The organism is uncultured Microbacterium sp., from assembly GCF_947488465.1.
GTDB lineage: Bacteria > Actinomycetota > Actinomycetes > Actinomycetales > Microbacteriaceae > Microbacterium.
Genome location: NZ_CANKZA010000002.1, coordinates 328,547 through 351,556 on the forward strand (window position 1 = coordinate 328,547; position 23,010 = coordinate 351,556).

Annotated in this window: 22 protein-coding genes and 1 pseudogene; 16 read left to right on the plus strand and 7 right to left on the minus strand. The window is 67.7% G+C overall.

Translation table 11 applies throughout. The annotated features are described in order from the left end of the window. The first annotated feature begins 13 nt into the window (after nucleotides 1-13). Complete coding sequence (locus Q0653_RS06640) at nucleotides 14-1,324, plus strand: Fic family protein (RefSeq protein ID WP_298943631.1); 1,311 nt, start codon at nucleotides 14-16, stop codon at nucleotides 1,322-1,324. A 13-nt stretch (nucleotides 1,325-1,337) separates the two neighbouring features. Then, nucleotides 1,338-1,937, plus strand: coding sequence for a class I SAM-dependent methyltransferase (locus Q0653_RS06645; RefSeq protein WP_060761404.1), 600 nt, complete (start codon nucleotides 1,338-1,340; stop codon nucleotides 1,935-1,937). A gap of 15 nt (nucleotides 1,938-1,952) precedes the next feature. Here the strand turns inward: Q0653_RS06645 and Q0653_RS06650 are convergent, their stop codons facing one another. Both Q0653_RS06650 and mobF read right to left on the minus strand, forming a co-directional pair. After that, nucleotides 1,953-4,463, minus strand: coding sequence for an AAA family ATPase (locus Q0653_RS06650; protein WP_298943929.1), 2,511 nt, complete (start codon nucleotides 4,461-4,463; stop codon nucleotides 1,953-1,955). A 6-nt stretch (nucleotides 4,464-4,469) separates the two neighbouring features. Then, nucleotides 4,470-5,327, minus strand: a pseudogene (mobF, locus tag Q0653_RS06655) (MobF family relaxase); the annotation flags it as partial. 320 nt (nucleotides 5,328-5,647) lie between these two features. On the opposite strand from mobF, the gene Q0653_RS06660 reads away from it, so the two are divergent. The 5 genes from Q0653_RS06660 (at nucleotide 5,648) to Q0653_RS06680 (ending at nucleotide 8,886) form a co-directional block, all read left to right on the plus strand. Next, nucleotides 5,648-5,983 carry a helix-turn-helix transcriptional regulator gene (locus Q0653_RS06660; RefSeq protein ID WP_060761406.1) on the plus strand — a complete coding sequence of 112 codons (336 nt, stop codon included), beginning with the start codon at nucleotides 5,648-5,650 and terminating at the stop codon, nucleotides 5,981-5,983. Continuing rightward, nucleotides 5,980-6,801, plus strand: a complete 822-nt coding sequence (locus Q0653_RS06665) for a permease prefix domain 1-containing protein (protein WP_298943639.1) — start codon at nucleotides 5,980-5,982, stop codon at nucleotides 6,799-6,801. The genes Q0653_RS06660 and Q0653_RS06665 overlap by 4 nt, the downstream gene beginning before the upstream one ends. Before the next feature lie 225 nt (nucleotides 6,802-7,026). Next, nucleotides 7,027-7,293, plus strand: a complete 267-nt coding sequence (locus Q0653_RS06670) for a hypothetical protein (RefSeq protein ID WP_298943641.1) — start codon at nucleotides 7,027-7,029, stop codon at nucleotides 7,291-7,293. Nucleotides 7,294-7,567: 274 nt separating this feature from the next. Continuing rightward, a complete protein-coding gene (locus tag Q0653_RS06675; protein WP_298943643.1) occupies nucleotides 7,568-7,930 on the plus strand; it encodes a hypothetical protein in 363 nt (120 codons plus the stop codon). Nucleotides 7,931-8,064: 134 nt separating this feature from the next. After that, nucleotides 8,065-8,886: a CPBP family intramembrane glutamic endopeptidase gene (locus tag Q0653_RS06680; RefSeq protein WP_298943645.1), complete on the plus strand. Its 822-nt coding sequence runs from the start codon at nucleotides 8,065-8,067 to the stop codon at nucleotides 8,884-8,886. A 252-nt stretch (nucleotides 8,887-9,138) separates the two neighbouring features. Here the strand turns inward: Q0653_RS06680 and Q0653_RS06685 are convergent, their stop codons facing one another. Beyond that, a complete protein-coding gene (locus Q0653_RS06685) occupies nucleotides 9,139-9,780 on the minus strand; it encodes a GntR family transcriptional regulator (RefSeq protein ID WP_298943647.1) in 642 nt (213 codons plus the stop codon). A gap of 309 nt (nucleotides 9,781-10,089) precedes the next feature. Here Q0653_RS06685 and Q0653_RS06690 point away from each other — a divergent pair, with 309 nt between their 5' ends. After that, the gene (locus Q0653_RS06690) at nucleotides 10,090-10,296 is read left to right on the plus strand and encodes a cold-shock protein (protein ID WP_005054759.1); all 207 of its coding nucleotides are present in this window, start codon (nucleotides 10,090-10,092) and stop codon (nucleotides 10,294-10,296) included. Between the two features lie 27 nt (nucleotides 10,297-10,323). Here the strand turns inward: Q0653_RS06690 and Q0653_RS06695 are convergent, their stop codons facing one another. Genes Q0653_RS06695 through nucS form a run of 3 tightly spaced genes read right to left on the minus strand, consistent with a single transcriptional unit; the run spans nucleotide 10,324 to nucleotide 12,966 of the window. Then, a complete protein-coding gene (locus Q0653_RS06695) occupies nucleotides 10,324-11,580 on the minus strand; it encodes a hypothetical protein (RefSeq protein ID WP_298943650.1) in 1,257 nt (418 codons plus the stop codon). Next, nucleotides 11,577-12,254: an HAD hydrolase-like protein gene (locus tag Q0653_RS06700; RefSeq protein WP_298943652.1), complete on the minus strand. Its 678-nt coding sequence runs from the start codon at nucleotides 12,252-12,254 to the stop codon at nucleotides 11,577-11,579. Before Q0653_RS06700 ends, Q0653_RS06695 begins: the two co-directional genes overlap by 4 nt. A gap of 19 nt (nucleotides 12,255-12,273) precedes the next feature. Next, nucleotides 12,274-12,966, minus strand: a complete 693-nt coding sequence (gene nucS / locus Q0653_RS06705; RefSeq protein WP_298742900.1) for an endonuclease NucS — start codon at nucleotides 12,964-12,966, stop codon at nucleotides 12,274-12,276. 274 nt (nucleotides 12,967-13,240) lie between these two features. Between nucS and Q0653_RS06710 the strand changes: the two genes are divergently transcribed. After that, a complete protein-coding gene (locus Q0653_RS06710) occupies nucleotides 13,241-14,185 on the plus strand; it encodes a helix-turn-helix transcriptional regulator (RefSeq protein ID WP_298943654.1) in 945 nt (314 codons plus the stop codon). Nucleotides 14,186-14,194: 9 nt separating this feature from the next. Here the strand turns inward: Q0653_RS06710 and Q0653_RS06715 are convergent, their stop codons facing one another. Continuing rightward, complete coding sequence (locus Q0653_RS06715) at nucleotides 14,195-15,421, minus strand: MFS transporter (RefSeq protein ID WP_298943932.1); 1,227 nt, start codon at nucleotides 15,419-15,421, stop codon at nucleotides 14,195-14,197. A gap of 68 nt (nucleotides 15,422-15,489) precedes the next feature. On the opposite strand from Q0653_RS06715, the gene Q0653_RS06720 reads away from it, so the two are divergent. The 7 genes from Q0653_RS06720 to mnhG all read left to right on the plus strand — a co-directional run bounded on the left by Q0653_RS06720 (nucleotide 15,490) and on the right by mnhG (nucleotide 22,855). Next, a complete protein-coding gene (locus Q0653_RS06720; RefSeq protein ID WP_298943656.1) occupies nucleotides 15,490-16,551 on the plus strand; it encodes a LacI family DNA-binding transcriptional regulator in 1,062 nt (353 codons plus the stop codon). A gap of 75 nt (nucleotides 16,552-16,626) precedes the next feature. Then, nucleotides 16,627-19,575, plus strand: coding sequence for a Na+/H+ antiporter subunit A (locus Q0653_RS06725; RefSeq protein ID WP_298943658.1), 2,949 nt, complete (start codon nucleotides 16,627-16,629; stop codon nucleotides 19,573-19,575). Further along, nucleotides 19,572-20,099 carry a Na(+)/H(+) antiporter subunit C gene (locus Q0653_RS06730; protein WP_298742908.1) on the plus strand — a complete coding sequence of 176 codons (528 nt, stop codon included), beginning with the start codon at nucleotides 19,572-19,574 and terminating at the stop codon, nucleotides 20,097-20,099. The genes Q0653_RS06725 and Q0653_RS06730 overlap by 4 nt, the downstream gene beginning before the upstream one ends. Next, nucleotides 20,096-21,661 carry a Na+/H+ antiporter subunit D gene (locus Q0653_RS06735; protein ID WP_298943660.1) on the plus strand — a complete coding sequence of 522 codons (1,566 nt, stop codon included), beginning with the start codon at nucleotides 20,096-20,098 and terminating at the stop codon, nucleotides 21,659-21,661. Before Q0653_RS06730 ends, Q0653_RS06735 begins: the two co-directional genes overlap by 4 nt. After that, on the plus strand, nucleotides 21,658-22,233 hold the full coding sequence (locus tag Q0653_RS06740; RefSeq protein ID WP_298943662.1) for a Na+/H+ antiporter subunit E: 576 nt from the start codon (nucleotides 21,658-21,660) through the stop codon (nucleotides 22,231-22,233). The genes Q0653_RS06735 and Q0653_RS06740 overlap by 4 nt, the downstream gene beginning before the upstream one ends. After that, nucleotides 22,233-22,502 carry a monovalent cation/H+ antiporter complex subunit F gene (locus Q0653_RS06745; RefSeq protein WP_298943664.1) on the plus strand — a complete coding sequence of 90 codons (270 nt, stop codon included), beginning with the start codon at nucleotides 22,233-22,235 and terminating at the stop codon, nucleotides 22,500-22,502. The genes Q0653_RS06740 and Q0653_RS06745 overlap by 1 nt, the downstream gene beginning before the upstream one ends. Further along, nucleotides 22,499-22,855: a monovalent cation/H(+) antiporter subunit G gene (gene mnhG, locus Q0653_RS06750; protein ID WP_298943667.1), complete on the plus strand. Its 357-nt coding sequence runs from the start codon at nucleotides 22,499-22,501 to the stop codon at nucleotides 22,853-22,855. The genes Q0653_RS06745 and mnhG overlap by 4 nt, the downstream gene beginning before the upstream one ends. Nucleotides 22,856-23,010 lie beyond the last annotated feature (155 nt).

A 23,010-nucleotide genomic window follows, 5' to 3' on the forward strand; every position in this document is an offset into this window, starting at 1 on the left:
AAGGGAGGCTGTGATGGGTGGGTACGTCGAGCGTCTGTGGCATCCCGAGGATGCGGGCGGTCTGAGCCGCAAGGATCGCGCGCCCGGTCGTTACCTCGCTTACGTGCCCGACGAACTGGGCGACAGCCTCCCGATGCTGGGCGCCGAGGCGCAGGGAGCGGCGGAGGACGCACTGGCGGTCCTTGCCCGCGCGGATGAGCGGATCGGAGCGCGGGGCCGTTACCTGAATCACCTGCTGATCCGTTCGGAGTCCATCTCGTCCTCGTGGATCGAGGGCAACCGGGTCACGCCCAAGCGCCTGGCGATCGCGGAGCTGCTGCACCAGGGACCGCGTCAGGCGCTCGACGTCGTGGCGAACGTACGCGCGACCGAGTCAGCTATCGCTGAGCTGGCCGACCATACACGCACCATCGAGACCTCCGACATCGTGGACCTCCAGCACGTCATCGAGCCCCGACTTGAGCGTGGGGTGCGGCAGGAGCAGAACTGGGTCGGCGGGCCCGGCTGGTCGCCACTACGAGCCGCATTCGTCCCGCCGCCGGAGACCGAGGTGCCCCGCCTCGTGGCGGACCTGGCGCGGTTCGTCACCGACACCGCCGGAAACCCGGTGGTGCGGGCGGCGATCGCGCATGCGCAGTTCGAGACGATCCACCCGTTCATCGACGGCAACGGCCGTACCGGGCGCGCACTCATCCACACGGTTCTGCGCCGCGGCGACGCGCTGCGGAATGCGCTCATCCCGATCAGTACCGTCTTCGCCGGCGACACTGACGCCTACATCGCAGGGCTCACCGGGTACCGCGCCGATCCGCCCACGCTTGATGAATGGGTGCTCGGCTTCGCGCAGGCCGCGGAGAAGGCTGCGGGGAACGCGGTGAGGCTCGCGGCGGACATCGCCGCGCTCGACCGGGACGTGCACGACCGACTCGTGGCCTTCCGCCGCGACCGTGGCCTAAATCCGGCGGTGCCTCGCCGGGATGCGGTGGTGCTGCGCATCCTCGATACGCTCGCCTCCGATCCGGTGCTCACCGCCGAATTCGTCAGCACACGCCTGTCTGTCTCACCGGCCGCAGCGCACCGGGCACTGACCGAGCTGTCCGAGGCGGGCATTCTCGGCCGCACAAAGGATCAGCGCGGACGGCTGGTCTGCTGGACCGCAGACCGCCACCTGGCCCTCGTCGCGCTCACCGAGCGCAGCAATCGCGTCGGCGGTGGGGACACCCAGGGGCGCAAACCGCGACTCGGGCCCGCGCTGCCGGACGTGAGCCAGTTCGGCGCACGACGCCAGGTGTCCACCACGCGACGCGACGTGCCCGGCCTGTAAGGCGACGAGACCGATGGTCGACTACTGGAACCACAACACCGCCTACCACGCGGAGCTGCTGGACGCCGTGCCGCCATCAGGCGGGGATGTGCTCGACATCGGCTGCGGAGACGGCCTCCTGGTCGAGAAGCTCGCAACCAAAGCCACGAGGGTGATCGGCCTGGACCCTGATCCACGCGCGATCAACCAAGCACGACGACGCCTGACCGAGACGCCGAACGCCCAGGTCGTCCTCGGCTCATTCCTGACCGCACCGGAGCTGGATGGGCAAAGCTTCGACCTCATCACCTGCGTCGCCACGCTCCACCACATGCCCCTGTTCGCCGCTCTCGAACAGATGAACGCGAAGCTCAAGCCGGGGGGCGGTCTCTGCATCGTCGGCTTGTCAGCGAACAAGACTGCCTGGGACTGGATCGTGTCCGGGGTGCACGTGCTCCCCATCCGGTTGCTGAGCAAGCTCCGCGGCGAATCGGGTTATCCGGGCATGACCGTCGCCCGTCCCTCGGAATCACTTGCTGAAATCAGACACATCTCCAGGACGGTACTGCCAGGCAGACGGGTCCGCCGCCGATTCTGGTACCGCTATACCCTGAGTTGGACGAAGCCGGAGTAGACGACACAAGCTCGGTTACAGCCCGAGTCCTCGGCTGGGCGGGGTCGGCCCGTGGCCGCGCGTGCGATGGGTGACTTCGATCTGCGCGGCGCGCGCCCTCTGCTCGGCCAGAGCGCGCTCGGTAGCTTCCTGCTCCTGGGCTGCGTGGGTGCGGATGAGCTGCGCCGCTTCTACGGGCGGCAGGGCCTCGATCGCGGCGAGATCCCGTCGGGTGTTCTCAGCACGTTGCTGCCACCGGGCGACCTGCGCGCGGGGATCGCTCGGCTTGCGGTCCCCGAACACCTGACGACGAACGTCCGCGCGCTCCTGCATCTGCCGGGCAACGAGCCGCTGCTGATCCTGCCGAGCCCCGACTGCCCGCTCCTGCGCCGTGGTCACGCGAGGGTCGGCGTCAGCCTCGTGGTGCGCCACGGATGTGGCCCATGCCTCGACCCCTGCCGCCGTCTCAGGCAGGGAATGCCATCGTGCCCGCCCTGCCGCCTCAACCGCGCCGTGCTCCTCGTTGGCGGCAGCAACCGCGCGGGCGGCGCGACGCCTGCCGAGTCGCCAAGCGGTGCCGAGTGCGGCCGATGCCGCCCACACGCGCTCTCGTGCGGCGAGACGAGCGGTGGCGTCTGCGGTGGCCTGCTCGATCAATGGTGCGGCAACCTCCGCCCGCATCTGCGCGGCGGTCGCTTCTGCTGCGGTGACGATCGCCTCCAGTTGGTCGGCCTCGGCCTGCTGCTCCCGCAACTGACGACCCAGCGCGCCCGCCGTTCGCTTCCACCAGGCAGTCGCGCGGTCGGCGCGTTCGATCTGCTCCGTCAGGCGGGCGCGTTCGGCGTTCACCAGGTGTACCGGCCCATCGGCGGCGAGTCCGGTAACGGCCTCGTGCGCGGCCTGGGTCGCGGCGACCAGCCCCCGGTCGGCGCGGTCGCGCTCGAGCGCGGCGGTGAACTGCTCCCGTGCGTCGTCCACGTCGGCGGCGACTATATGGAGCAGGTTCGTCTCCTGGCCGCGGGTCATGCCGACGTAGACGCCGGAGGCGTCCAGCGCGTCGGAGAGGACTGTGTGCGAGCCGGGCACGGTCGAGCCCTGGACCCCGTAGGCGGTGGAGGCGTAGGCGAGGTGGGTGTGCTCGGCGACGTGCTCGACCGGAAGCCTGACGGTGCGCTGCTTCTTCCGGCTGGTGTCGTTCTCCTTCGCCCACACTGTCCCGTCTTGCCCGACTGCTTGGACGGTCCATGTCTGTCGATTCGCGACCTGCACGTCGGAGTCGTTCTGTCTGGTCTGGATCACATCGCCGGCACCGATGCTCAGTCCGTCGCTGCCTGTGGTCGTGCGGGCGTCGTCGACCAGGCCGGCGCGCACGCGCGTCTCGCGGATTCGCTCGTTCAGCTCGCGTGCCTCGTCGTTCGTCGCCGTCGTGATCGCGTCCCCGTCGCGGGCATCGCGGCCGATCGTCTCCCGCATCGCCTCGGAGTCCTCGTGCAGCACAACCAGGCCGAGGGCGTGCAGCCGGTCGAACAGCAGCGCCGGATGCTCCCCGCGACGCATCTGTACCGTCAGCGCCGCGTACTCGGGGTCGGCGAAGCGATGCACGGTCGTCATGTCGTAGACGCGCGGAGCGAGCTGCGCGGCCATGTCGAGCACGCCACCCCTGCCGACGGCGGGGAGCTGCGCCCGGTCGCCCACGAGGGCGAGGGTCGCGCCGTGCTCATCCGCGACAGTCAGCAGTGCGAGGGCGGTGTCCTGGTCGAGCATCCCCGCCTCATCCACCACGATCCGCTCCCCTCGGACGAGCTGCGCGGCCTCCGAGGGGCCGGCGTAAGTGCTCCCGTTCTCGGGGTCGGTGTCGCCGACGACGAGGCGAGTCCATACGCCGTCTCGGTTCCAGCGCCAGCCGTGCTCGTGGACGAGCTTCGCCACGCTGTCGGCGCTCACGCCGAGTTCCTGCGCGGCCACGTCCGCGGCCTTCTTCGTCGGCGTCACGACCCGCGTGCGCCGCCCCGCAGCGACCGCGGCCTCGATCGCGGTTCTGAGCATGGTGGTCTTGCCCGCGCCGGCCGCCCCCTCCACGACGACCAGTGGCGCGGTGCCGGCGATTGCGGAGGCGGCGCGGACCTGGTCGGCGTCCAGCTTCGACGCATCAACGCGGGGAGTTGCGCCGCTGACCGACTGGGTGGCGCGTGCGGCGAGCCGGTCGCGCAGTTCCGTCTCTACAGCGACGACGTGCAACGTCGTGAGGTGCGCCACATGCTCCGGCCGCGGCGCATCCGGCGGGAGGATGGAGAGGCAATCGTCGGCGGCAAGCCGCGTCGCGATCGTGATGAAGTCGCGCAGCTCGTCAGGAGCGGCGCGCACGCCGACCTCGGTGACGATGCGCGCCACCTGCTCCTGCACGTCATGCACCGTCCACGCCGACGCGGCAGCCGCGCATCGGTCGAGCGCACGCGACGCGACCTGCTGCACGGCAAGTTCATCCAGTGCGCGCGCCGGTCGCACAGCGGTGCGCGGTAGGTCGGGGGTGTATCCGGAATCCTGCACCTCCCGCAACCATCCGGCCTCCGAGCCGAGCTGCAATGGCTTCTTGCTCGGGCGCTCGTGATCCCATGCCTTCGCCAACAGGCGCGACCGCACCACCGGGCCCGGCTCCTGACCGGGATGGGCTGCCTCCCACTCGGCCTCGAACGCGGAGAGGTTGCGGGTGACCTGCGCGCCACGCTTCGACATCACGGTGTTCCACGGCTCCAGCTCTGCTGCCTCGCCCGTTACAGGATCAAGGGTGAGGCCGTGCGCGTCGAGGACGGCGGCGAGCTGGGGGTGCGCGGCGAGAACGGCGGTGCCCAGTGCCCGGACCGCGCCCTGCTGCCGGAATAAAGCACCCGTGTCCAGTCCGCGCCACGCGTCGGCCGCCCAGACGCGTGTGCCGATCTGGAAGTGGATGTGCCGGTGCGGATCACCTGCCCTGCTGGTCTTGTGTGAGACGGCCACCGTTTCGAGCTGTTCGATGGGCACGACTTCCTGCTTGCCTCGCGGCCCGACGCGTGTGACCGAGTGCTGGCCGAGCCACGACCGAATCTCGGCCACCGCGTCACGCTGCGCGGCATCCAGTGCTTCGGACACCTCCGGGTGCAGGGCGGCTGCGATCGAGAGGGACTTGGGGACGTTCACGACCATCTCCGCGAACCGCGGACTGCCGCGCTGTCCCTCGCCGGGCAGACGTGGCTTACCCATCGACTCACCCGTAAACGGGTTGATCCAGTCCACCCACTGCGCGTACTCGTCCGTGGTCAGCCCGAGTTCGCCGATCACTTCACCGCGCGCGTCGACCGCGGTGAACTCGGCCAGGGCGGTGCCGCCCTCCAGGTAGTAGTCGTCAGCGCGGGAGCGATCCGACTCCAGGTAGCGGCGCGCATCCGTGCCGGAGCCTCAGAACAGGATCACGCCGCCCTTCACCGGAGCCACCTCCCGCTTTCGATGTTTCTACTACGGTGCAATGTGTATCTACCACGGTAGCATACGGGCATTCAAAAGTGAAGAGACTCGATTTGAGTCACTGAGGGTGGGATAGGAAGCTCTGACGGGGAGGGGCTCTTGCCTGTGACGGTAGGTGCTGGAGGGGGTCAGGGCCTGGCGGGGGAAGGGTTTGTAGTTTAATGGGTCGATAGTCGTACTGTTTCTGGCGTAGTATGAGTGGTGTACCAAGAGTTGAACCGTTGGGAGGCGTCATGACAATCAGTGCCGATGCCATTCGCGGGTACGTCGACCTCATGGTGCTTTCGCTGCTGCGCTCCGGACCGTCGTACGCGTATGAGCTCGCGCAACGAATCACGGCGATCAGTGGCGACGACTATGCGATCAAGCAGACCACCCTCTACTCCGCCGTGAAGCGGCTCGAAGTGGGCGGGCTGGTCAGCTCGTTCCCCGGCGTCTCGCCGTCGGGCAAGCCGCGCACCTACTACCGCACCACCGATGCAGGTCTCGCCCACTTCGACCTCAAGGTCGCGGAATGGCGCAGCACCAAGTCCGTCGTTGACCGCTTCATCGAAGGAGCCGCCCCGTGAATGTCATCATCGCGTACCTAGAAACAATGTTTAGCGCCTACCCGCAGACCTCCCGCTTGCAGGAGGCCAAGGCCGAGTTGCAAGCCATGATGGAAGACGCGTACACAAGCCTCATCGCCGAAGGACGCGCGGAAAATGAGGCGGTCGGGCAGGTCATACGCGACTTCGGCAACCTCGAAGAAGTCGCCCCGGTGCTCGGCATCGCATCCGACATCAGCCCCCTGCACACCGATGCCGCTCCGTTCCCGCCCGTCACGCTGGAGGAGGCCCAGGGCTACGCCGCCGCCAAGCAGCGCACCCGCCGCCGCGTGAGCGCCGCCCTCACTCTGTTCGTACTATCTCCCGCGATCCTGATCGTGTTGCCGGTCGCCGCGGAGTCGGGCCTGGTACCGATCACTGACGGGGTCGGCGTGTTCATCGGCCTTATGGTGCTCCTCGTGCTCGCCGGTGTCGGGCTGCTGCTCCTCTTGGCCGCATCGCGCGAAACGGCACCGTACAAACACATTGCGGAGGGGCGATTCTCCGCCAACCCCGTAGTCACACGTTGGGCCGAGTCGCTAGCTGAGCAGTACGAGCGCGGACGCACCCGAGCGCTGCAGACCGCGATCATCCTCGCGGTCCTCGCCCCCATCCCCACCCTTGCGTTCGCGCTGTTCTTGGACGACTCAACATGGGTCGACTTCTGGACCGTGATCGGCGTCGTGTTCATGCTCGCCGTCGTCGCGATCGGACTCGGAATCCTCCTACCCAGAGGCTGGGCCCACGACGTCGCGGAAAAGCTCGGCCGCAGCGCACCCGGCCGGCGAAACAGACAGTGATGACCTCAATGCTCACGCGGCACCCGTTGACGGCGTTCTTCGTTCTCGCCTCCCTCGGCTCCTGGATTGCCTGGAGCCCATGGTGGCTCTCCCAGATGTAGGGATTTTTTTGAGATGTCCTTTTCGCGGGTGAGATGTCGGTGCCGTGTCCATGTGGACATTTAGGCCCAGATCTCCGTCGCTCGGCGGAGTCCCGTAGGACTCGACTCGGCTACTTTCAGATCCATGAGCGACGGTATTGAGCAGGCGAACGCTACCCAAGATCAGGAACTCCGTTTACGCGCGGGAATGAGGTGCCTCGCGTGGGGATCTGTGATCGCCCTAGTGGCCCTGATCGCCTGGGCGATTTTCGCGGCGATGAACGGCTCGACGGCAGGCATGGTTGCTGCGAGCTCCGGATCCGTTGCGGTGGCAGTCGCATGGGGCTCCGGCCATCTCGCCATCAAGACCAGGTTGGAGCAGATCGCGGCGTCAGCCGACGACACGCAGTGACCCGGCGCGCGGAGAGTTGCGCGAGTGGCTGGACGGGACGCCTACCGGGCACGCACTCGGTTCATTCGTTCAACCAATGTCCACGCCCCTTGTCGGATCCCATCCGATGCGTCTTGCCCGGCGGGGTTAACGTGGTCAGGTGGATGCAGGCAGAAGGGAGGAGCGTCGCCGTAAGTACTTGAGGCTGGGGACGGGTGAGCTGGCCGCTGCCTCGGTCTTCTTGGTCGCGGCCCAATTTCTCGTAGTGCCGCGCCTGACGCAACCCCAGGATCGGATGGCACTGTGGTCCGCGCTCATTCCGTTGCTCTTTGTCCTGGTCTCGGCTGGAGTGTATTGGTTGCTCGCTCGAGCATGGGTCGAGCGCGAGCTGATGCCGCGCGGGGTCGCTGCGACATATCGGGTCCTGCGGGTCGCTAGCGTCCTCATCCTCGCGGGTGGTCTTGCGGGCCTTATCGTGTGGTGGCCGAACAACATCGCCGTCGCGCTCTCCGTTGCGGGGGTTTGGGCCTTCGCCGCCGCCGAGTTCACGAACTACTTCATTGTCCGTCTGGCGTACCCCGTCACGCGCTGGTTCGCCGCGGTCGCCCAGTGGCGTACCCCCCAGCTCGTCGCAGACATGCACAACGCAGGCGACTAACAGCCGACCGACGGCCGCAGAGGGATCGGCTTGTGGTCCGCCGGTCTCGAGCTCAGGGTGGACAACTTTCGCGGCGAGGGGGCCGCAGCAGCTGGACATTTCCCGAGTCGACAGCCCGCCCTGATGCGGACGCGGTGGACAAGTCAGGCCGTTTCCTACACCAGAGTGGGATCGGACTCCTGCCGATTGAACTACCGTTCTCCGCTATCGCGGGAATCAACCAGCTCGGACTGTTCGCCGGACCGTTTACGGCGGCGCTGCTGATGACACACCTCACGGAGGGCCGCGACGGCACACGCCGGTTCTGGCGTCGCCTTGTGCAATGGCGGGCACGCCCGCTCTGGTGGGCTCTGGCCCTTGCCGCTATCCCTCTGGCAACGGGCGCTGGCTATCTGCTGAGACCGGGCACCACCTTCGCTACCGAGGAAGGCGGAGCCGCCATGCTCGGGCTGCTGACGGCCACTTACCTTATCTATCTCCGCGGCGGCCCGATCCAGGAAGAACCGGGCTGGCGCGGCTTCGCACTTCCACGGCTTCAACAACGACTGCATCCGGTGACGGCGGCGCTCTTGCTCGGAGTGATCCACTGCTTCTGGCACGCACCGTTGTTCCTCACCGACGAGTGGGACACTGCACGGCAGGAGCCAAGCCAGTACCTGGCCTACCTCATGCTGGTCATCAGCCTCTCGGTCGTTCTGTCCTGGCTCTTCAACGGGTCGCGAGGTTCCGTGACGGTGGTGATCCTCGGCCACAACGGCGTGAACTGGGCGCTGTTCACGGTGGGGGCTCTGACCGGGTACTCGCCTGTCTCCAACTGGCCTGCGGCGCTCGGACTCGCTGGCCTCGCGATAATCGCCATCATCGCGACCCGTGGACGACTCGGATACACCGGAGCCACAGCGCCCAGACGGGGTAGTGCCCTCACGGCCGATTCCATGCGCCAGGAGAGCCCATGACCCCATCGCAAGGCCAAGCGCAGGCACTACCCCATGGGGCAAACGATGGGGCACCAAGTACGTTTCTGCGCGTATCGAGAGGTAGGCGCATGCCTTCGCTACCCCGGAAACCGTTGCTTTCATGCGGGTTTCTGCGTCCTAGCGTGGGTACCTGTTCGGGCAGGGGTAAGAGTTCAAGTCCCCCCTCGCGCACCCAACGAATTCAACCCCCGACCGGAATCTTCCGGTCGGGGGTTGTGTCGTTTGCGCCGCTCAGCCGACGTTGTGGAGGAATCGCAGAACCCGCTCGGCCTCGTCGGCGTTGCGGGTGGCGATCGCTTCGCGAAGATCCCGGTATCCCTGCGCTCGCGCCATCGGGCAGGCGACGAACGGCACCCAGCCGCGGAGATTCCGCCGAATCGCCAGCGACGCCTCGCGGATGAACCCGGTGAACACCGCGTTGTGTGTGGCGATCGTGACGCGCGTGAAGAAGAGGACGGATGCGTCGAACACACGGATCGGATCGGATTCATCGACGGCCGCGATCACGGCATCCAATGCGCTCACCAATTCGGCCAGCTCGTCATCCGTGCATTCGGTGAGGGCCAGGCGCAGGGCGTTGCCCATGAAGTAGGCCGTGAACGCTCCGGTGTCGGCGCGGAGCTTGTCATCGGGATCGGACACACGCGTGTAGCGGCCGACCGCGATCTCCACCAGTCCGAAACGCTCCAGGCGCTGTAGGGCCTCGCGCACGGGAGTGCGGGACACACCCAGTTGGGTGGCGAGATCGACGTCGCGCAACTGCTGCCCGGGCGCGAGGGTTCCATCGAGGATGGCGTCACCAATGCGCGCATACACCTCGTCGCCGAGGATCGTGCCGCTGGTGAGTTCGATCGGGGGGAGAATCGCAGTCATCGCGGGCAATATCCTACGTCGCACCGGCCCGTGTTCACGGCCGATTCCCATGAATGGAACCTTCGCTGAGGCACTGATATATCGGTAGAGTGAGCGCAGCCACGCCCAGCGTGGCCTATCCGGGGGGATCCGTCGACGCCCGGGCGCACGCGCTCAGCGCGAGACGCCTGGGCGTCGAATGGTTTACCGGCCATTATTGCAACGTTTATGTCACCATCTGATATCGGCCAGGCGTATGCCCAGGTAACGGCGCTAGCATGACCACTGGCGCACTCGCGCCGAATACAGCTCGATTTAGTAAGGCAGTTCATGAGCACCAGCGGTACCGTCAAGTGGTTCAACTCGGAGAAGGGCTTCGGCTTCATCGCTCCCGATGAGGGCGGCGCAGACGTCTTCGCCCACTACTCCGCCATCGAGTCGAGCGGCTACCGCTCCCTCGAGGAGAACCAGCGCGTCGAGTTCGAGATCGCCCAGGGCCCCAAGGGCCTGCAGGCGGAGAACATCCGACCCCTCTGAAGTCCTCACGGCCCGCAGAGCGGGTCGTCAGTCTTTCGTCAAGACGTCGTAGTCCGCAAGGGCTACGGCGTCTTCGGCGTTTCTGAGGGCACGTCGGGCCGCATCCAAGGCATCGACCGGATTGTCGGCCCCCCGCGCTGCCGCGAGGTCGCGGTGCGCTGCGGCGAGCCGCACGCGGGCGTCCGCTCCGGCGCGCGCGGCTCGGGGCTGTGCCCGGGAGATCGCGTCGCGCGCCGTCGCGAGCGTGCCGGGGAGCGCCGTGCGCGCTCCCCGGAGACGCTGCGCGGCCGTGCGGGCATCGCCCAAGGCAAGATCGATGCGATCACGGAGGCATGCGAGGCCGTCCACGGTCGCGGCGGGAGCGCGGTGCGCCCGTGCCTCGAGCCCGGACATCTCTGCCTCGACGTTTCGTAGCTCGGCTCCGAGTCGCTCGGATTCGGCGGTTTCGAGCCCCTCCCGCGCCGTCAGAGCGTGCCGCAGCGCTGCCCGCGCCGACGCTATTTCGCCGTCGACGGCGCCGGCGGCATCCGTGATGAGTCGATGCCTCTCCTCGACGCGGCGCGCAGCGGAGGATGCCTCGCGCACGGCGCGTTCCGCCTCGGCGAGGATCGGGAGTGTACTTCTGGTCGGATCGCTCGCTCGTGTTGCGGCCTCGTCGATGAGGCGCTCGGCCTGTGCCAGCGCGCTCACGGCGGTCGCGGCGTCGCGCTCAGCCTCCGCCCACTCGGTGCGGTCCCAGCGTGCGGCGAGCTCTGCCAGGAGCGCGGCCGGATCGGCCAATTCCGCGCGCAGTCGACGGCATCGATCTCGTGCGGCGGCGATCTGAGATGCGGCCGTCACGTGCGACCGCATCCATTCGTCATGCTCGCTCCGCGCACGCTCGATCGACGCGATCGCGACGTCGGTCCGCGTGCGGATGCTGCGCGACACGCGCCGCACGTCGTCCGGATGCGTGTCGGCACCCAGGTCACGGAACTCCGCGAAAGCGTCGTCGCGGACATGGTGCGCCGTCATCCGGGCCCGCCGGAGAGCAGCCGGAGCGGTGCCGTCGTAGAGCGCACCGGACAGATCCACGTCGAGGTCGAGTTCCTCGATCATGTCGTCGAGTCGGACGAGGGCCGACCCGGTGGCCGTCCGCTCCTGTTCGGCGGCGGCACGAGCCCGCGGGGACCGCCGGCGACGGCGCAGGGCCCAGATGGCGAGAGTGCTGAGCGCGGCAGCGGTCCCGAACACGACCAGCCCGGGGACGACCCACGCTCCGATCGCGCCGAGCACCTCGCTCATTCGCTGTTCGCGACCAGAAGAGCCCTCAACTGGGTGGCGTCGTCGACCTGCGCGGCGGATCCTTCGCCCTCGTGCGGCCAGCTGAAGCCCCACCGGACGAAGATCACCGGCACGCCCTGCTCAGCTCCACCTTCGATGTCGTGGTGGCGATCGCCGATCAGCACGGGCCGGCTGATGTCGACACCTTGTGCGGAGAGGCGCCGGAGCGCTTCGGCGATGATCGCCGATTTCGAGGCGAGGGTCTTCTCATCCGGCGTTGCGCCGACGACCGCCTGAAGGTACGGCGCGAGATCGAAGTGCTCCACGAGGGCGGCGACCTGCACTTCGGGTTTGGAGCTCGCTGTCGCCTGCGGGATGCCGGACTCGCCCAGCTCGGCGATCAGGTCACCGATCCCGGGATACAGCTTGGCTCCGGTCGTGTACCCATCGGCGCGACCGATGCGGCGGTACATCGTGGTGGCCTCGGCGGCTTGCTCGGGCGTGAGGCCGAGGTTCTTCTGAAACGACTCGTGCATCGGCGGCCCGATCCAGTGGACGAGCTCGGCGCGCGTCGGAGGCGGGAAGCCCAGCTCATCGAGGGCGAGAGTGAGGCGTCGAAGGATGCCGTCGGAGGCATCGACCATGGTCCCATCGACGTCCCAGAGGATGCAGGTCCACGGTGATCTCAGCGCCATGGGCCCAGCCTAGCGAGCGTCAGAAGAGCCGCGGCGCTCCGGACTCGGTGCCCTTCATCCCCTCGTAGTCCAGCGTGACGCACCGAATGCCGCGGTCAGCGGCAAGGACCTTCGCCTGTGGCTTGATTTCCTGAGCGGCGAACACCCCCGTGACGGGCGCCAGGTGCGGGTCCCTCCCGAGGAGCTCGAGGTAGCGCGTGAGCTGCTCGACGCCGTCGATGTCGCCGCGCCGCTTCACTTCGACCGCAATCGTGCCGCCGGCCGGGTTCCGCAGCAGCAGGTCGACGGGGCCGATCGCCGTCGGGAACTCGCGTCGGACGAGTGTGAGCCCGTCACCGATCACCTCCACCTGCTCGGCCAAGAGGCGCTGCAGGTCGGCCTCGACGCCGTCCTTCTGGAGACCCGGGTCGATGCCAAGCTCATGAGATGAGTCGTGCAGCACCTCGTAGATGCGCACGAGGAGCGCGTCGCCGGTCTTGGCATGGGTCACCCGCCAGTGCTCACGCACACCCGCCGCGGCGGACTCGGCATCCGGAACCTCGACCGTCAGCGTGCAGGGCGGACTCATCCAGTTGAGGGGCTGGTGTTGGATGTCGCGGTGGAATGCGACGGTGCCGTCGGCCTTCAGCATGATCAGGCGGGTCGCGAGCGGGAGATGCGTGTTGAGGCGCCCGGTGTAGTCAACGGAGCAACGGGCGATGACGAGTCTCACCTCGTCAGTGTAGGAAAAAGACCGGCAGGGCGCGACGTGACGGATCGTCCACACCCGGGCGCTCGACGGTTTCGCGTCCGGGATTGTCCGGGAATGGGCTCTCAGCCTCGTGGCGCGATGGCATCTTGCTAGAACAGGGAGGACGCATCGTCGGGGGGCGCGCGTCAGGGGTCGGGGAAAGGTGTCGCGCGGAGGGCTGGGGCCTGCGGCGCCTCTCCTCGACGCCCGATCCGCGCGGCGTCAGGGTGCGGCGGGACCCGGATACACTGACGCCGTGGAACAGGACGTCCGCCCGCAGAAGCAGGCAGCGCGCTTCGATCCGCTCGTTGACGAGTTGCGTGTGCTGCGAGAGTCTCGGGGGGTCACGTACCGAGAGCTTGCCGCGCGGATCACCCGCCAGCGTGAAAACGACGGTGTCATCCCCGCAAAAGCGCGGATTGCGCACACGACTGTGTCGGATGTCTTTCGTCTCGGGCGGTCTCGCCTGAATGCGAACCTCGTCGCTGAGATCGTCCGAGCGCTCGACGGCGACGACGCAGCAGCGAAGGACTGGCGGACACGTGTCGCGCAGATCGCGCCGCTCACGCCGGTCGTTCCTCGCTCGCCCGAACCGGTCGATGCATCGCCACCGACCCTTCCCACCACCGCCCGCCCCACGGTGCCGGCTCTCGTCGCCCTCGTCGCGGGCGGCCTGCTTCTGAACGCGACCGGCAAGTTCTTCAATCCCCTGCTGGGGGACATCTTCTTCGTGGACATGGTGGGGACGGCCGTCGTCGCGTTGATCGGCGGACCGTGGCTGGCGGCTCTCGTCGGTCTGCTTTTCGTCGTCGTGGAACTGCTCAAGTTTCAGATCGGCGGCGCACTGTTCGCGGTGACCATGATCTTCGCCGGACTGATCTGGGGCTATGGCGTTCGCCGGGGCTGGGGCGCGACGTTGCCGCGCTTTCTCGCTGTGAGCGCCGTGGTCGCCGTCGCGACGTCGGCGCTCGCCGTTCCCATCACGATGCTGTACTACGACGGGCAGGTCGATCGCGGGCTCGATGTGTTGTTCGCCCACCTGCAGGCGGGAGGCCTCGGTCCGTGGCTCGCGGTCAGCGGGACCAATCTCACGGTGTCGCTGGTCGACAAGGTCCTCACCGGGGCAATCGCGTTCCTGATCGCGCGCCTGATCTGGACGAGCCCTGGAGCCGCCGAGCACGGCTTCGCGCCTCGGCGCTGACGAGGCGGGTCAGTGGCGGCCGACGCCGACCTGAGAGCCGGCGATGGGCTTCGCGACACCGGAAGCGAGGCCGCTCACGATGATGAGGCCGACGATGATCCAGAGCGTCGGCAGAATCCCGATCTGATGGCTGATCCACCCGAGCACGGGTGGGCCGCAGAGGAACGCGACGTAGCCGATCGTCGCGGCCGCGGAGACGGATGCCGCGGCGCGCGTCGGGTCATCGGCTGCCGCGGACATGCCGAGGGGGAAGCCGAGCGAAGCGCCGGCGCCCCAGAGTGCAATGCCGATGAAGGTGACCGGCAGGTTCGGGGCAAGGATGAAGGTGATGAGTCCCGCGGCAGCGGCGACCGAGAGGATGCGGAGCGTCCATACGCGTCCGATCCGGTCGACGAGCGGTCCCCCGACGGCGCGGAAGGCGGTCATCGCGACCGAGAACACCGTGAGTGCGATCGCGCCGACCTCTTCGCGCTGGCCGTGCCCGTCGACGACCGCGATCGTCAACCAGTCGTTCGCGCTACCTTCGGCGAAGGCCATGCCGAGCATGATGAGCCCGATCGCGTAGATGCGAGGCTCCCGCCACACGGCGAGCGCGGCCGAGAACCGTTCGCGGCGGGAAGAGGCGGGGGAATCGTCCTTGACGTCTCCGGGGTCGTGCACCGGCACGAATCGCAGGGACACGACAGTGACGGCGACGACCAGTACCGCAACGGCCCAGAGGTGGACACTGACCGGAACCTGCCACGCTGCCATCGCGACACCGATGCCGGCGCCCGCGACGGTGCCGAGACTGAAGAAGGCATGGAAGAGCGGCATGAGCGTCTTGCCGAAACGCTGCTCGACCGCGGCTGCTTCGACGTTGATCATGACGTCACTGGCGCCGAACGTGAGACCCATGAGGGCCAGGCCGACGGCGGCGACCGGAAACGAGCCGAGCGTCTCCACGCCGACACCCACGATGATCAGCGCGATCGTGAGTCCGGTGAACATGACGTACAGCCCGCGACGAGCGCCCCAGCGCACCACGATGATGTTGGCGAGAGTGAGACCGATGAGGGATCCGGCGCCCATGACGAACAGCAGCATCCCCAACTCGAGGTCACCGATGCCGAGCGCGCGCTTGACCGAGGGCAGGCGCGAGGCCCACGAGGCGAACGTCACTCCGCACAAGAGGAACAGAGCGAAGATGGCGGTCCGCCACTGCACCAGGGTGGTGCGGGTCATCTCGGGAGCAATGGTGGTCACGCAGAGAGCCTACCGAATCGATTCGATACCGGGTGCAACAGAGGGGTTACCATCAAGGGGTGACCACTCGGCGGGCGACCATCTCCGACGTCGCGCGCGCCGCCGGGGTCGCGCCGTCGACGGCGTCGGTCGTCTTCAGCGGAAAGACACCGGTCTCGGGCCCCACCCGGCTGAAGGTGCTCGTGGCGGCCGAAGAACTGGGATACACCGGTCCCGACCCACGCGCGGCGTCACTGCGACGTGGGCGCAGCGGCATTGTTGCGGTGGTGTTCGAAGGACCGCTGGGTTCGGCGTTCCTCGACCCGGTCCAGCGGCTCATGATGGACGGCCTGTCGGAGGCGGTCGCGCCCCTCGGCGCCGGCCTGCTCCTCCTCCGGGACCCGGTCGAAGCCGGCGAGGCCGACCCCTCCGCACCCACGCTCATCACCGCACCGATCGATGCGGCGGTGCTGATCGGATGCAGCCCGATACTGCGACACTCGCTCGAGGCAGTGCAGGCCCGGGGCATACCCGTTGTCGTGATCGAGGGTGATGCCGGTGACGGTGTTCCGCGGATCTTGCTGGACAACCGGGAAGCGCAGCGTCAGGCCGCCCAGCATCTGCGTGACCTCGGGCACGAGAATGTCGCGATCGTCACTCTCGGCCGCGACAAGCGCCGCGAAGCGGGCTGGGTGTCTGAGTCCGACGAGATCACGGTGGACGTCACGCGCGATCGGCTTGCCGGCGCGCGCGACGTCTACCCGGATGCCAGGGCCTTCTCGGCCGCGACGAGCACGATCGATGGCGGGACAGCGGCCGGCCGCATTGTGCTGAGTGACCCCGAGTCGCGGCCGACGGCCGTCATCGCCCAGAGCGATCTGCTCGCGACCGGGGTGATCCGCGCGGCCGAGGAACTCGGGCTCCGTGTGCCGGAAGATGTGAGCGTCACGGGGTTCGACGGTGTGCCGGTGGATGGCCTCGCTCCCTACCTACTGACGACCCTCGTCCAGGCGGCCACCGAGAAGGGACGCGCGGCGGGCGCCGTGATCGCCGCCATGCTCGATGACCGCGAGCCCTCATCACTGTTGTTCACGTGCGAATTCCGACCCGGGAATACGACCGGCCCGTCAGCGATGCGTTGAGGGGTTTCGCGCGCCGGGCGCTGAGGACTCCCGTAAACTAGTCGCAACGACCCCCGCGAACCCGAGGAGGCCAGGTTGCTGATTTTCCTCGGCGCGTTCGCGATCGTTCCGCTGGTGCTTCCGTGGCTCGTCGGTCGTCTCGGACCCCGCGCTTTCTTCCTCGCGGCACTCGTTCCGCTTGCGGCATTCACCCACGCCGTGCTGCAGACGCCCACCGTGCTGGCCGGCAACGCACCGTTTGAGACCTACGCCTGGATTCCGCGACTCGGCATCGATCTGTCGATGCGGATGGACACGCTCGGCTGGGTGATGGCCTTGATCGTGACGGGCGTCGGCGCGCTCGTCATGATCTACTGCCGGTGGTATTTCGCGGGCAAGAAGGACGGAGTCGGTCTCTTCTCCGCCGTCTTGCTCGGCTTCGCCGGAGCGATGTACGGGTTGGTCCTGACCGACGACCTCATCGTTCTGGTCATGCTGTGGGAAGTCACCAGCATCCTGTCCTATCTGCTCATCGGCTTCTATCACCGCCGTGGCGCGAGTCGCCGCGCGGCCCTGCAGGCGCTGCTCGTGACGACCCTCGGCGGCCTCGTCATGTTCGTCGGCGCCGTGATCGTCGCGGTGCAGGCGGGTACGTCGAGCATCTCCGACATCCTCGTGTCCTGGCAGGCGCTGGAGGCGACGGTCAACCCCGCGCTCCTCAACACCGCCGTGGCCATGCTGCTGGTCGGGGCGCTCAGCAAGTCAGCCATCTTCCCCTTCCACTTCTGGCTTCCCGGCGCCATGGCAGCTCCCACACCGGTGAGCGCGTATCTCCACGCCGCGGCGATGGTCAAAGCCGGCATCTACTTCATCGCCCGGTTCGCACCGTTCCTGTTCATCTCCGACCTGTGGCGTCCGATCGTGATCTCGCTCGGTATCTTCACGATGCTGCTCGGCGGTCTGCAGGCGCTCCGCGAATCGGACCTCAAGCGCATCCTGGCGTTCGGCACCGTCAGTCAACTCGGCATGCTCACCGCCGTCCTCGGCTACGGTGTCCGCGATACGGCACTGGCGGGGCTCGCGTTGCTCATCGGGCATGCCCTCTTCAAGTCGGCGTTGTTCCTCGTGGTGGGTGTGATCGACCGCCAACTCTCCACCCGCGACATCGGTGAGCTCTCCGGCGTCGGCCGGCAGGCCCCGACCCTCGCGACGTTGTCGATGATCGCGATCGCCTCGATGATCGGGCTCGCCCCCACGATCGGGTTCGTGGCGAAGGAGGCGACGCTCACTGCCTTCCTCCACGACGCCGCGACCGACCCCTGGGCGCTCGTGGCGCTCATCGGCATCGTGCTGGGATCGATCTTGACCGCCGCGTACGGGTGCCGTTTCGTCTGGGGCGCGTTCTGGACGAAGAAGGATGCCGACGGCGCACCGCGGCCGGTCACCGAATGGCCCGACCCACCGATCGGCTTCCTTGCGGCGCCGGTGCTTCTGGCCGGGCTCACGCTCGTGCTCGGCGTCGCCGCTGCGTGGGTCGACACCGCGATCGCCCCGTACGCCGATCAGGCGGCGGATGCCGGAGTCTCCGAGCATTCGTACCACCTCGCTCTCTGGCACGGATGGGAGCCGGCCCTCTTCCTGTCACTCGGATCGATCGCGTTGGGCTTCGCGGTGTTCGCGCTGCAGCTGCGGTTCGGCTGGGCACCGCGCCGCGTGCTGCGCTTCTCCGCCGCCGACGTCTACAACGCCACGCTCCGCGGTATCGCGCGTGTCTCCACGTGGACCACGACCTTCACTCAGCGGGGATCGTTGCCGCTATACGTCGGCACGATCCTGGTGGTCTTCGTCGCCGCCGAGGGCACCGCGCTCGTCGCCGGCATGGCCGATTGGAACATCCAGCTCGACGGCTGGCAGACACCGATGCAGCTTGTCGCCGCGCCGATCATGATTCTCGCCGGGCTCATGGCGGTGCGCGCGCGCAAGCGGTACACCGGCGTCGTTCTCGTGTCGGTCACAGGGCTGGGGATGGTGTTGCTGTTCGCGACGAGCGGTGCGCCGGACCTCGCGCTGACGCAGATTCTGGTCGAGACGGTGACTCTCGTCGCGTTCGCTCTCGTCCTTCGCCGTATTCCCGCGCGTCTCGGCGAGCACAACGCCTCGGTCTGGCCGGTCGCTCGCGCCCTCCTCGCGGTCGGAGTCGGCGTCACGATGGCGTTCGTCGCGATGGTCGCCTCGGGCGCGCGGGTAGCCGATCCGATCTCGGACCGCTTCCCCGAGCTCGCGTACGAACTCGGCCACGGCAAGAACGTGGTCAATGTCGCGCTCGTCGACCTGCGCGGGTGGGACACGATGGGTGAGCTGTCCGTGCTCATCCTCGCGGCCACCGGCGTCGCCTCGCTCGTGTTCGTGACACACCGCTCCGATCTGCTCTCGCGGGCCATCTCACCGCTGCCGACCGCAGCGACCCGCACGCGCCGCCCGCTCGTGGAGACCGAAGAGGGGCCGCGTCCGCGGTCGACCCGACCCGACAGCACCCGACAGGCGTGGTTGGTCGGCGGGCAGCGGTTGCGTCCGGAGAACCGGTCGATCATGCTCGAGGTGATCGTCCGCATCCTCTTCCACACGATCATCCTCGTGTCGATCTATCTGCTGTTCGCCGGGCACAACCTTCCCGGTGGCGGGTTCGCCGGTGGACTCGTGGCCGGCATGGCGCTCGTCATGCGGTACGTCGCAGGCGGCCGCTACGAGCTCGGTGCCGCCGCTCCCACGGACGCCGGGCGCCTGCTCGGTGTCGGCATGACGCTCGCCGTCGGATGCGCGCTCATCCCGCTCCTGTTCGGGGCCGCACCGCTGACCAGCTGGTTCTGGGAGGGCGAGCTGCCGGTGATCGGTCACATCGAGTTCGTGACGTCGACGATCTTCGACATCGGTGTGTATCTCGTCGTCATCGGACTCGTGCTCGACGTGTTGCGTTCGCTCGGCGGCGAAGTCGACCGGCAGGCTCAGGCCCTCCGACAGGCGCCGGGAACGGCGGGTGTGTCATGAGCGTCTCCCTCGTCTTGATCATCATCATGGGCGCGCTGTTCGCCGCCGGCTCGTACGCCATGCTCGAGCGCAGCCTCACGCGTGTGCTGATCGGCTTCCTCCTTCTCGGCAATGCCGCCAACCTCTTCCTGCTGATCGTGATGGGTCAGCCCGGTGTGGCACCGTTCTTCGGGGCTGCATCGTCGCCCGAAGAGATGAGCGATCCGCTCCCGCAGGCGTTGACGCTCACCGCCATCGTCATCACCTTCGCGGTCTCGGCGTTCCTTCTCGCCCTCATCTATCGCTCATGGCAACTCGGACAGGCCGACACCGTCCTCGACGACGAAGAGGATGTCGCCCTCCGCGCGCGCACACCCGTCGACGAAGACGTACTCGATGATGAGATCACGCCGGAAGACGACGACGCCACGACCGACTTCATCGGCACCGCGACAGCGCCCATCACGGTGCTGCACAACCGTGATCTCGACAGCATCCGCGACGACGCGCCCACCGACACCCCGGACGGAGGCGATCGGCGATGAGCGCGCTCGTTCCCCTGCTCGTGACGCTTCCCCTGCTGGGGGCGGCGCTCGTGTTGATCTTCGGGCGCCAGCGCCGAGTGCAGGTCGGCGTCTCGATCGTGACGCTCACGCTCGTCCTCGTCATCGCCGCCATGCTGCTGTACACGGTCGATACGACCGGTCAGGCGATCGCCGTCTCGGTGGGTGGTTGGCCGATCCCCTTCGGCATCGTCCTCTACGTCGACCGCTTGGCGGCGCTCCTCGTCGTGATCTCGAGCATCGTGCTGCTGGCGGTGCTGCTCTTCTCGGTCGGTCAGGGTGCGGCCGACGGCGACGACGACACCCCCGTCACGATCTTCCACCCGTCGTACCTGATCCTCGCGGCCGGCATCTTCAACGCCTTCATCGCCGGCGACCTCTTCAACCTCTACGTCGGGTTCGAGATCCTGCTGGTGGCCTCGTATGTGCTCATCACGCTCGGGTCGACCGAGAACCGCATCCGCACCGGCGTCGTCTATATCGTCGTCTCGCTCGTCTCGTCGATCCTCTTCCTCGCGGCGATCGCGGCGATCTACGGTGCACTCGGCACCGTCAACATCGCCCAGCTCGCCGAGCGGATGAGTGAACTGCCGCAGTCCACCCAGCTCGTGCTGCACCTCATGCTGCTCTTGGCCTTCAGCATCAAGGCGGCCGTCTTCCCGCTGTCGTTCTGGTTGCCCGACTCGTACCCGACGGCGCCGGCGCCGGTTACGGCCGTCTTCGCGGGTCTGCTGACCAAGGTCGGTGTCTACGCGATGATCCGCACCGAGACGCAGATCTTCCGCGACAACGACGTCAACACGCTGCTGCTCATCGCCGCCTTGGCGACGATGATCGTCGGGGTGCTCGGCGCGGTCGCACAGGCCGAGCTGAAACGCATCCTGTCCTTCACGCTCGTCAGTCACGTCGGCTATCTGGTGTTCGGACTCGCTATCGCGACCCCGCTCGCTCTCGGTGCGACGATCTACTACATGGTCCACCACATCGTGGTGCAGACGACGTTGTTCCTCGCGATCGGGCTCATCGAGCGCCGCGCGGGGTCGACCTCGATCCTCAAGGTCAACGGGCTCATGCGCGCCGCGCCCGTGATCGCGGTGCTGTACTTCCTGCCGGCGATCAACCTCGGCGGACTCCCGCCATTCTCCGGCTTCATCGGGAAGTTCGCGCTCTTCCAGGCGGCAGCCGAGGTCGGAACGCCCTTGATGTACACCCTCATCATCGGCGGCATCATCACGTCCCTGCTCACTCTGTACACGCTCATGCGCGCCTGGAACCTCGCGTTCTGGCGCGAAGACGACGACACTGTCGACGAGCCGGCCGTCATCGACCGCATCTCGTACCTCGACGAGGCTCCCGCTGCCGACGAGCAGAACGAACGCCGGGCGATCCCGCGCATCATGACGGCGACGACGGCCGGGATGGTCGCCATCACCCTCGCGCTGACGTTCTTCGCCGGTCCCCTCTACGAGCTGTGTGCCCGCATCGGCGACGCGCTGCAGCAGCCGATCTCGCTCGTCCAGCTCGAGCAGGAGGTGTCGTCGTGAGTCCCGCCACGATCGTGGCCGCCGTCTGGCGACAGCTGCCGTTCTTCGTGTGGCTCGTCGCGCTGTGGATGCTCCTGTGGGGCCAGTTCACCGTGCTCGCAGCGCTCACGGGGGTCGTCGTCGCCGTATTCGTCACGCGTGTCTTCCGGTTGCCCCCCGTCGAGCTTTCCGGGCGGGTGAACCTCTGGTACGGCATCGTGTTCGTCGTCATGTTCGGTGTCGCGCTCGTGCGCGGCTCGCTCCTCGTCGCGTGGCAGACGCTCAATCCGACGCGTTACCCCCGATCGGCTGTCGTCGCGGTGCCGCTGCGCACCGACGACGACCTGATCATGGCGCACGTGGGCGTGACGTCGTCGCTCATCCCCGGGTCGCTCATCATCGACGTCGATCGGAATCGCCGCATCCTCTACCTGCACGTCATCGGAGTGTCGTCTGAATGCGATGTCGAGAGCCAACGCCGCGCCGTGCACAGCTGGGAGGCGCGCATCGTGCGCGCCGTCGGGTCGCGCGCACAACTCGAGGCGATCCGCGCGCAGGGCGCGGCGGCGCCTCTCAAGGGAGGGACCGACTGATGGGCGTCCTCATCGTCCTGATTTATGCCGTGCTCGGCATATCCGGTCTGCTGACGCTGTGGCGGATCGTCTTCGGTCCGTCGATCCTCGACCGCGCCGTCGCGTCCGATGTGCTGCTGACCCTCATCATGTGCACCCTCGCGGCCGACATGGTGATCAATCACCACACACGGAGCCTTCCCGCTCTCCTCGTCATCGCCGCGGTCGGCGTGTTCGGGTCGATCGCGATAGCGCGCTTCGTCGCGAGAGGGGACAACACCGACCGATGAACGAGATCCTCGACGTCATCGCGCTCGTCCTCGTGCTGATCGGGGCTCTGCTGTGCCTCACGGCATCCATCGGTCTGCTGCGCTTCCGCGACGTGCCCACGCGCCTCCACGCGGCGACGAAGCCACAAGTGCTCGGGTTCATCCTCATCTGCATCGCAGTGGCGCTGGCCCTGCGGGCGTGGCCCGTGGTTGCGTTCCTCGCGCCCGTCGTCATCATCCAGCTCGCCACCGCGCCGCTGTCGGCGCACATGGTCGGGCGCCAGGCCTACCGCAACGGGAAGATCGACGAGCGCTCGCTCTACGTCGACGAGCTCGACGAATCACGTCGCACCCCGCCCGCAGCGGGCGGCTGAGCCGGTCCACGACCCGCGTTTCGGCGGGGGCGCGACGGCTGCGAAACGAGCACGCAGGGGGATGCCGCGCGCCGCCCGGCGAGGTCCTCCTCCGCGATCAGGGGGTGACCCGGGACGCCGGGATGCCGCATTCGGGAGGACTTCTGCGTCCGGGA